Genomic DNA, 9,875 nt, shown 5'->3' on the forward strand with positions numbered 1-9,875 from the left:
CCACCCAGGCGGCCAATACCGCTATGAGCCAAGCCCGAACATCCGGTAATATGTCCCTGGCAATGCAAATCAGAAAGTTGAGTGTACTGGGTATGTAAAATGATGTCAGTTCATTATTGATTTGCCATCTGCTTCATGATAAACCCTTATCCTTCTACGTTTGATAGTGAAAAAGTATCAGCAAGTCAAGGTTAAATCCCTGCCCTGGAGGCAGTTAGACCAATTGATAATAAGGAGTTATTGTCAATGCGTGCGGTGGTTCAGCGGGTTAAAAAAGCGTCGGTTGCGGTTAACAGCGAGGAAGTCTCTGTGATCGACCGGGGTTTCCTGGTCCTGTTGGGAGTAGCTAAAGGTGACGGTGCGACTGATGTTGATTATATGATCAGGAAAATCAGCAGCTTGCGTATCTTTGGTAATGAGCAGGGAAAGCTGAATCGTTCCCTGGCGGATGTGGAAGGTGAGGTCCTGCTGGTTCCCCAGTTTACGCTTTTCGGCGACGTGCGCAAAGGAACCCGTCCCTCATTTTTTGGTGCGGCTGATGCGGCAACCGGAAAACAGCTGTATCTGGAGGTTATGGAAGGCTTGCAGCAGCTGGGAATTCCAGTTTATGGTGGGAGATTCCAGGAAATGATGGAAGTGAAATTGATTAATGACGGTCCGGTTACTATCTTGCTGGACAGTCGAAAACAGTTTTAGGCTACCTTGAAAAATGGCCTTTTTGCTCGATTACGGCGTTAGGCTCAAATTATAATCCTCAAAATATGAAAATATATTCCTGCGGTTATAATTTTCGCCTGCCTTGTACTCAAACAAAAATTCTAATTTTTCAAGACAGCCTTAAGTGAGCGAGAGCCATGCCGGAACATCCCTGGAAATTTCTTTCAGCCGTGTCTGCCGACAGGCAGGGCTGTTTTTAGCGCAACTTATAGAAAGTTGAGATATTGATTTTCTGAAGGTGGAATGTAGCTGCGCAGAATTTTTGCCGCAATTTTTGCGCATGCGAAAAAATTGCGGAGTGGTTTCATGGTTTTCATCATAAGCTGTATGCCGGCAGGGGTTTTAAAAGTTTCCAAGGATTATTGTGCAATGATGGTCGGGAACTCTATAAATAACTGATTTTTAATATCTTTTTTTATCTGTTTGCAGCTTAGCAAAAAAAATGTTTGTTTCCAGGTCGGCAATTATAAAAAATATGATTTTTGTTCGTATCTGGAATAATTATTGCGAACATGTTCTGCCGTTTGCAGGTGAGTCAATTTATTGTTGAAGGAATAACAACCAAACAACGCTATCAAGGAGGTAGTAATGGCCAAAGAATTGAACATTCAGGAAGCTAGCATCTGTGAAACCACTCTGCAGATGCTGGAAAAAGCAAAAAAAGATGGAGTCCAGACCTGTTTTGACCGGTCGACTGAAATGACCCCCTGTCCTATCGGGGATAAATCAGCCTGTTGTAAAAACTGCTCCATGGGTCCCTGCCGGCTGAGTCCGAAAGATCCCTACGCGAAAAAAGGCGTTTGCGGAGCTACTATTGATACTATCCAGGCCCGGAACTTTGCCCGTATGGTGGTCGGTGGTGCTGCCGCCCATACTGACCACGGGATGGCGATGCTGGATCTGTTTAAAGAAGTTGTCCATGGTAAAATTACCGATTATACCATCAAAGATGTTGACAAACTGAAATATGTCTGCAGTGAAATTGATATTGCCACGACGGTTGAGGTTGATGGTGAGGTCAAGGATCGCGACGTTAAGGAAATGGCCCTGGAACTGGCTGAAGAATTGGAAAAAACCTACACTCAGGTGGAAGGTGAAATCCCCTTCATGAAGCGGGTGCCGGAAAAAACTTATGAGGACTGGAAGGAGCTGGGTATCGTCCCCCGTGGGGCCATGCGCGAAATTATGGAAATGATGCACCGCACCCATATCGGAGTTGATCAGCATTATGAGAATATTGCCCAGCAGTTCCAGCGCACGGCTTTGTCCGATGGCTGGGGCGGTTCCATGGTCGCCACCGAGCTCTCTGATATTCTTTATGGGACTCCTAAAGCTATCCAGGCCAATACTGATATGGGCTGCCTGGATGAAGAGTCGGTCAACGTTATCATTCACGGCCATGAACCTGGCTTGTTTGAATCGATGATCGATGCCTGCAACGACCCGAAGAATATCGAAAAAGCCAAGGCTGCCGGTGCCAAGGGCATCGTCTTGGGCGGTATGTGCTGTTCCGGGACTGAAGTGATGATGCGTCATGGGATACCTCACATAGGTAACTTCCTTTCCGCTGAGCCGGTAATCGTTACCGGGGCTGTTGATGCCATGGGTGTTGATATTCAGTGCATCATGCAGGGTCTGGCACCGCTGTCTGAGTGCTATGGTACCAGGTTCGTGACCACTAACCGCCGGGCTCACATTGAAGGTGCTGTTCACGTGGAATTGGAGGAAGATAATCCCCGCAAATGTGTTGATACGATTGTTGAGATGGCTATTGAGCGTTATAAAAACCGCACCAAGCCGGTGGAAATCCCCAAAAAGACTCAGATGAGTATCTCCGGGATTTCCCATGAATACATTAACTATGTTCTTGGTGGCACATACCGTACTTCCTACACGCCGCTGAATGAAAATATCATTAACGGCCGTATCCGCGGGCTTGCCGGTGTTGTTGGTTGTACCAATCCCCGGGTCAAACATGACTGGGTGCATGTGGAAGTGGTTAAAGAGTTGATCAAGAATAATGTCTTGGTCGTTCAGACCGGCTGTTCCGCTATCTCATTGGCCAAGGCCGGCCTGATGACCCCGGAAGCGGCGAAATATGCCGGTGACGGTCTGGCGGAAGTTTGTGAAACTGGCGGTATCCCGCCGGTCCTTAACATGGGTTCCTGCGTTGACAACAGCCGCATCCTGATTGCTGCTGCTGAGATGGTTAAAACCGGCGGCCTGGGTGAGAGAATTTCTGAACTGCCGGTGGCTGGTTCGGCGCCTGAATGGATGAGTGAAAAGGCCATCTCCATCGGCCAGTACTTTGTCTCCTCCGGGGTTTACACCGTCTTTGGCGCTGCCTTCCCGGTTACCGATAACACCAAGTTCAAAGACCTGCTCTTCAAGGGCCTGGAAGAACAGCATGGTGGTATGTGGGATTTTGCCATTGACCCGTATGAACACGCCCAGAAGATGATCGACCACATTGATAAGAAACGTGAAGCCCTGGGTATCCAGGAGAAGAAAGAACGTAAACTCTTTGATATGGACGACCGTCGTACCATGTAATCTTTTTGGGTTGTCTGTTTTTGTCAGAAAAACCCCCGGCAATATTGCCGGGGGTTTTTTATTTCTTGACATCAATAAGCTAGTTTCATAAGTAGTGTTCAGCTGTCAGCAAAAACAGTACGGAAACCCATGGTTACGTTGAACGCTGATAGTTTAATATTGACCGCCCATCTGGAAACCTTTGCTTTCCGGGTGGAATAGTAAAGAGGGAAAGTAAATAATGCGTTTTTCCAGGATGTATATTCCCACGTTAAAAGAAGATCCGACGGAAGCTGAGGTAATTAGTCATAAACTGATGCTGCGGGCTGGGATGATCCGCCGTCTGGCTGCCGGTATTTATGCTTATCTGCCATTGGGACTCATGGCTGTACGCAAAGTTGAGCTGATTGTCAGGGAGGAAATGAACCGGGCAGGGGCACAGGAATTGCTGTTGCCGGGGGTTCAGCCGGCTGAGCTCTGGCAGGAAAGTGGCCGCTGGGAGCAGTATGGGAAGGAATTGCTTCGCTTTACTGACCGTCACCAGCGGGGATTCTGTCTCGGACCCACCCACGAAGAAGTGATTACTGATCTGGTTCGCCATGAAATCCGTTCTTATCGGCAGCTGCCGCTGAATCTCTACCAGATTCAGACCAAATTTCGGGATGAAATCAGACCCCGCTTCGGGCTCATGCGGGGACGGGAATTTATCATGAAAGACGGTTACAGCTTTGATGTGGATGACCAGCTGGCGGAAAAGAGTTATCATCTCATGTTTGCTGCCTATGACCGGATTTTTAAACGCTGTGGCCTTGATTTCCGCGCGGTTGAGGCGGATAGTGGTGCCATCGGCGGCAGTTTTTCCCATGAATTTGTCGTGTTGGCTAATTCGGGTGAAGATGCGGTGGCTACCTGCAGCGAATGTGACTATGCCGCCAATCTGGAAAAAGCTGAACGCTCTTGTCCTGGCCCTGAACCGGGAGAAAAAGATCAAAGTGCTTTGCCGGCAATGGAGGAGGTCTCGACTCCGGATTATTGCTCCATCGAGGAAGTGTGTGCCTTCCTCAAAATTGAACCGCGGGAAACGGTTAAATCAATGGTCTATGAAAGTGATCATGGTTTGTGCATGGTTGTGGTTAATGGCGCCCGACAGGTGAGTGAGACTAAATTGAAAGCGCTATTGGGAGTTCAATGGGTAGAACTGGCTGAAGAGAGCAAGATTGACGAGGCTTTTGCCGCCCGGGCCGGGTCTTTGGGGCCGGTGATGACAAAGATAGAAGTAATAGCTGACCAGGAAGTTGCGGGAATGTCATCGCTGGTTTGCGGGGCTAATCGTGATGGCTTCCATTTACAGCACGTGGCTTATGGCCGAGACTTTACCGCCTCCCAGATTGGTGATCTGGTGGAAGTGCAGGTTGGTGATGCCTGCCCCCGTTGCGGAGCGAGGCTGGAAGTAGCGCGGGGAATTGAAGTCGGGCATATTTTTAAGCTGGGAGTTAAATACAGTGAAGCTTTATCCGCCACCTTTCTGGATCAGCATGGTAAAGAAAAGTTGATGGTTATGGGTTGCTATGGGATCGGGATTGGCCGGACGGTGGCCGCAGCCATTGAACAGAATCATGATGAACAGGGAATGATGCTCCCCTATGCATTGGCACCTTTTAAAGTTGCCTTGCTTTGTCTGGATACTAAAAATGAAGAGGTGGTGGCTTATTGTGACCGCTTGTATGCCAGCCTGCGGGAACGGGGGATTGAAACTCTCTACGACGACCGGAATGAACGACCGGGAATAAAATTCAAGGATGCTGATCTTATAGGTATGCCTTTGAGATTAACGGTTGGTCGAAAAGGTTTTGCCCGCGGTATCCTTGAGGTAAAAGAGCGCCGTGCGAGTGATAGTGTCGAGATTCAGATTGATGACGTAATCCAACTTTGGGAAATGATTGATAAACTGGCTGCTCATGATCAGGGTATTTCATCTTTATAAAAATTACCTGCCTACCGTTGCTGTTTTGCAGGATGTTTCCTTTCAGCTTGAGGCGGGTGATTTCGTCTTTTTGACCGGCCCCAGCGGGGCGGGTAAAACCACTCTGCTGCGTTTGCTGTTTGCGGCCGAACGGCCGAAATCCGGCCAGATATTAATTGACGGAAAAAATATTACCAATTTCTCCCGCCGCCGGATTGCCTATATTCGCCGGTCCATCGGGGTAGTGTTTCAGGATTTCAAGCTTATCACCTACCGGACGGTTTTTGATAATGTGGCCCTGGTGCTGGAAATTACCGGAATTCCCCGGAATGAAATTAAAAAGCGGGTTTGGAAGGTCTTGAAACTGGTGGGCATTGAACAGAAACTCTACCGTTACCCGCTGGAGTTGTCTGGAGGGGAGCAGCAGCGGGTGGCCATTGCCCGGGCTCTGGTTAATGAGCCGCAGATTATTCTCGCGGATGAGCCCACCGGAAATCTTGATTTTGAGATTACCACCGAAATCATGAATATTTTAAATAATGTCAATGCCCAGGGAACGACGGTTATGCTGGCTACCCATAATCAGCTGCTGTTGCAGAAATTCAAGCGGAAAGTATTTACCCTGCATAACGGGATGCTGCACGAAGACGTTTTGCCCAAAGAAAATCAATGAATATAACCTACCTCTATTATCTGCTGAAATCCACTTGCCAGAATATTCGCCAGCATCTGGTTATTAATCTGATTTCTATTTTTACGATTACCTTTTCCCTGGTAATCTTCGGCTTATACTCATTCGGCTATCTGAATCTTAAAAAAACCTTGGATGACTGGCGGACTGATTTTCAGGTGATAGTTTACCTGCAGGATTCCATCAGTCAAACGCAGCTAAAATCCCTAAAGCATCTATGTGAGTCTCAGCCGGTGGTTTCCCGGCTTGTTTATGTTGACAAGAATAAAGCGATGCAGCATTTCAGGCAATCGCTGGGAAAGGATTCCACCCTGTTGCAGGGACTTAAGGGAAACCCCCTGCCGGCCTCACTTGAACTGCAGTTGAAAAGCGAAGTGCAGGGTATGCAGGCGGTGGAAAGTCTCGTTGGCCGCATTAAACAGCAACCCGGAGTGGATGAGCTGCAGTATGGTCAGCAGTGGCTTAATCATTTTTTCTCAATTATGAGACTGCTGCATATCTTTGGTCTGGGGGTTACCGGATTTCTCTTTTTTGTTACCATTTTTATTGTTTCGAATACGATCAAATTATCCTTTTATTCCCGCCGGGATGCCATTGATATTATGGAGTTGGTGGGTGCGACCCGGTTTTATATTGCCATTCCTTATTTGCTGGAAGGGCTATTTCAGGGGTTGATTGCTTCACTGCTGTCCGTTGCTGCTGTTTATGGTATTTATTACTATCTGCTTGCCTGGCTGCAGCGAAGTTTTCCCTTTCTCCAAGGGATGGTTTCTCTGACTTTTTTTACCCCCCGCATGCTTGGTGGTTTTGTAATTCTTGGAGTTCTGTTGGGGGGACTGGGTTTCCTGGTGTCTTTTAAATGGATAAGAGGAAATTGAGCCGGCATTATGGGAAGGTTATTTTTGCTGAAAATCTCAGGCTTTTTTCCCTGTCGATTATCAGACATTGAAATACATGGATTTTTGGTTTGCATGCTGACTCTATTGCTTGTTGTGGTGTCAGTCATTGGTGATTGTGTCGGAATCCGCGGTTTTGCCCAGGCTGCCGGTCCGGTGATAGAAGATTCTGTCCGGTTGAATCAGCTGGAAAAACGTTTGCAGAAAACCCAGCAGCAGGCTGAATCTTCTCAGCATCAGGAAAAAGAACTGTTGGAAGGGCTGCATCTCATATCCAGGGCGCGTCATAGCCTGGAGCTTGAAATTTATAACCTGCAGCAGCAGCTGCAGGATCTGGAAGCATCAATGGCCGGTGAAGAGCAGCAATTGCAGCAGGTTTCCGCTGCGATGGCCCGGCAACGCAATGAATTTAACCACCGTCTAAAGGTGCGCTACATGACCCCACCGGGAGTGTTGCTGGAGAAGCTCTTTGGTCGGCAGAAACTGAAAGATAAAATCAATCAGATTACCTATCTGAAATATATTCTTACATACGACCAACAGCAGCTGACCAACTTTGCCCGCCTGCTGACAGAACATCAGAGGATAAAACAGTTACTTGAAAAACAGCGGCAGCAAGTGACTGAAATGAAGGGGAAAAAGCGGTTGAAGCTGGCGGGGCTGGAAGAAAATATTGCTAAAAAAAATAAGCTGTTGTATAAAATCAGGGGTAAAAAAGAGTATTATGCGGCTTTGGTTAAAGAACTGGCTGAAGCTGCCGAAAAATTAAAGAAAATCATCAATACACGACGTAAGTGTTCCGGGCGTCATAGTTCATTGGCCAAGTTTAAGGGTCGTTTGCCAATGCCCACCAGCGGGGTCGTTGTCAGGTTCTTCGGATTGGAACGGGACCGCCGTTTTAAAACGGTAACCGAAAATAAGGGTATTGATATTGAAGCTCCGCTGGGAACGGAGGTTAAGGCGATTTTTCCTGGTCAGGTTATCTTTGCCAGCTGGCTGAAAGGCTATGGCAACCTGATTATTATTGATCATGGAGAGGGATACTATTCGATTTATGGTCATTTGCTGGAATTTAAAACGAAGGTCAACATGAATATCCGTCAACGTGAGGCGATTGGCTCAGTCGGTGATACTGATTCTCTGATTGGTCCGGCGCTTTATTTTGAAATCAGAAGACATGGCAAACCTCAAAACCCCCTGGAATGGGTGTCGCCGATGGTACAGGGGTGATGGCTGAAAAGATGTATATTGTAAGATCTCAATTTTCTGAGTTGTTCTAAAAACACCTATCTGCCGACAGGCAGGGCTGAAATCAATTTCCCCGGATGTTCCGGCATGGCTCTCGCTCATTCTCGCCGGCCGTCCATGGCCTGCCTGTGCGTGCCGCACGCAGACAGGCCGGCTTGTGAGGCGCGCTAAAGCAATGTCCCCGGGCGTCCGCCGCGAATCACAATGGGGGACAGTTTTAAAACTGTCCCCACCCAGGCGGCCAATACCGCTATGAGCCAAGCCCGAACATCCTGTAATTTGTCCTTGGCAATGCAAGTCAGAAAATTGAGGTAAGATGTGTAACGGACAATAGTGTTTCCATATAAAAAAACAGGTTATTAAGTCTGAATGTATTAATTGGGGGAGTCTGAACATGAAAAGAAAAAACCGGGGAAAGTCATTTTTGCTGCTTATCTGCCTGATGTTACTGGTAATGGTGTCCTTGAACATCACCCTGATGGGGGGCAATTCCGTGGCAAAAGAGGATGATATTCCTTATGAAAATATAAAAAAATTTACTGATGTCTTGTCGCTGGTACAGAAATACTATGTAGAGCCGGTGGACAGCAAAAAGCTTATTTATGGTTCCATTAAAGGTATGCTTAGTGATCTGGATCCCCACTCATCTTTTATGCCGCCGGAAATGTTTAAGGAAATGCAAGTGGAAACCCATGGCAGCTTTGGCGGGCTGGGGATTGAAATTACTATTCGTGACGGGGTATTAACTGTTGTTTCTCCTATCGAGGACACCCCTGCCTACAAGGCTGGAATTAAGGCGGGAGACCGGATTTTAAAAATAAATGGTGAGCTGTCCAAGGATATGACCCTGATGGAAGCGGTCCGCAAAATGAGGGGGCCTAAAGGAACAAAAATTACCATATCGATTATGAGACAAGGACTTTCTGAATTGAAAGCGGTGGACATCATCAGGGATATTATAAAAATTGCCAGTGTTAAAAATAAAAGCCTTGACGACGGCATCGGTTATATTCGTTTGACCCAGTTTCAGGAGCGGACTGCGGCCGATATGATTAAAAAAATGGATGAATTAAAAAAAGATGGCCCTCTCAAGGGATTGGTACTTGATTTACGTAATGATCCTGGTGGCTTATTGAACCAGGCGGTACAGGTTTCCGATTATTTTCTGAAAAGCGGCTTGATTGTTTACACGGATGGTCGGCTCAAAAAGCAGAATATGAAATATTATGCTCATGATAACGGGACGGAGGGTGATTATCCCATAGTTGTTCTGGTTAACGGTGGCAGCGCCAGTGCTTCGGAGATTGTTGCCGGGGCTCTGCAGGATCATAAACGGGCAGTGATCATGGGAACGCCAAGTTTTGGCAAGGGCTCTGTGCAGACCATCATTCCACTGGATGATGGTGCCGCCATTCGGCTGACTACTTCATTGTATTATACTCCCAACGGCCGTTCCATCCAGGCCAAAGGGATTAATCCGGACATTATCGTTGAGGAAGGATTGGTTGTCCAGAAAGTTGAGCGGAAAAAATCAATTTTCCATCAACTTAAGGAAAAGGATCTTAAGGGGCATTTTGAAAACCATGATAAGCAGGAATCTGATGATAAAGCCGATGGCAAAACAACAGGGGATGAAAGTTCGCTGAAAAAACCCCAGGAAAAAACAGCAAAATCACCGGATGACCAAGTGGAGAAACAGGATCTCCAGTTACAGCGAGCGGTAGAATTACTGCAGGGCTGGCAGGTATTTAAGCAGCTCCAGGGGCAGAACTGACAAATAAAAGTATAAAGGTATAAGGTATAAGGTATAAGGTGTAAGGTGTAAGGT

At 47.2% G+C, this 9,875-nt stretch carries 7 protein-coding genes; all 7 read left to right on the plus strand.

Annotated features, from left to right (window positions below; translation table 11 throughout):
• Positions 1-246 precede the first annotated feature (246 nt).
• Entirely contained in the window at positions 247-696 is a 450-nt protein-coding gene (gene dtd, locus U9P07_01260) for a D-aminoacyl-tRNA deacylase (GenBank protein MEA2108034.1), read from the plus strand.
• Between the two features lie 609 nt (positions 697-1,305).
• Positions 1,306-3,270, plus strand: a complete 1,965-nt coding sequence (gene cooS, locus U9P07_01265) for an anaerobic carbon-monoxide dehydrogenase catalytic subunit (protein MEA2108035.1) — start codon at positions 1,306-1,308, stop codon at positions 3,268-3,270.
• Between the two features lie 220 nt (positions 3,271-3,490).
• Positions 3,491-5,233, plus strand: coding sequence for a proline--tRNA ligase (locus tag U9P07_01270; protein ID MEA2108036.1), 1,743 nt, complete (start codon positions 3,491-3,493; stop codon positions 5,231-5,233).
• Complete coding sequence (gene ftsE / locus U9P07_01275) at positions 5,208-5,885, plus strand: cell division ATP-binding protein FtsE (GenBank protein ID MEA2108037.1); 678 nt, start codon at positions 5,208-5,210, stop codon at positions 5,883-5,885. Before U9P07_01270 ends, ftsE begins: the two co-directional genes overlap by 26 nt.
• Entirely contained in the window at positions 5,882-6,781 is a 900-nt protein-coding gene (locus tag U9P07_01280) for a permease-like cell division protein FtsX (GenBank protein ID MEA2108038.1), read from the plus strand. Before ftsE ends, U9P07_01280 begins: the two co-directional genes overlap by 4 nt.
• A gap of 93 nt (positions 6,782-6,874) precedes the next feature.
• Positions 6,875-8,029, plus strand: a complete 1,155-nt coding sequence (locus U9P07_01285; GenBank protein MEA2108039.1) for a peptidoglycan DD-metalloendopeptidase family protein — start codon at positions 6,875-6,877, stop codon at positions 8,027-8,029.
• Positions 8,030-8,441: 412 nt separating this feature from the next.
• Entirely contained in the window at positions 8,442-9,821 is a 1,380-nt protein-coding gene (locus U9P07_01290) for a S41 family peptidase (GenBank protein ID MEA2108040.1), read from the plus strand.
• Positions 9,822-9,875: the final 54 nt, after the last annotated feature.

It is taken from the genome of Pseudomonadota bacterium (genome assembly GCA_034660915.1).
In the GTDB taxonomy this organism is placed as follows: domain Bacteria; phylum Desulfobacterota; class Anaeroferrophillalia; order Anaeroferrophillales; family Anaeroferrophillaceae; genus DQWO01.

What these genes read in the sequence shown, in the direction of transcription:
- U9P07_01290 (MEA2108040.1), top strand. Translation starts at nt 8,442, where the DNA reads ATGAAAAGAAAAAACCGGGGAAAGTCATTTTTGCTGCTTATCTGCCTG.
- dtd (MEA2108034.1), top strand. Translation starts at nt 247, where the DNA reads ATGCGTGCGGTGGTTCAGCGGGTTAAAAAAGCGTCGGTTGCGGTTAAC.
- U9P07_01285 (MEA2108039.1), top strand. Translation starts at nt 6,875, where the DNA reads ATGCTGACTCTATTGCTTGTTGTGGTGTCAGTCATTGGTGATTGTGTC.
- U9P07_01280 (MEA2108038.1), top strand. Translation starts at nt 5,882, where the DNA reads ATGAATATAACCTACCTCTATTATCTGCTGAAATCCACTTGCCAGAAT.
- ftsE (MEA2108037.1), top strand. Translation starts at nt 5,208, where the DNA reads ATGATCAGGGTATTTCATCTTTATAAAAATTACCTGCCTACCGTTGCT.
- U9P07_01270 (MEA2108036.1), top strand. Translation starts at nt 3,491, where the DNA reads ATGCGTTTTTCCAGGATGTATATTCCCACGTTAAAAGAAGATCCGACG.
- cooS (MEA2108035.1), top strand. Translation starts at nt 1,306, where the DNA reads ATGGCCAAAGAATTGAACATTCAGGAAGCTAGCATCTGTGAAACCACT.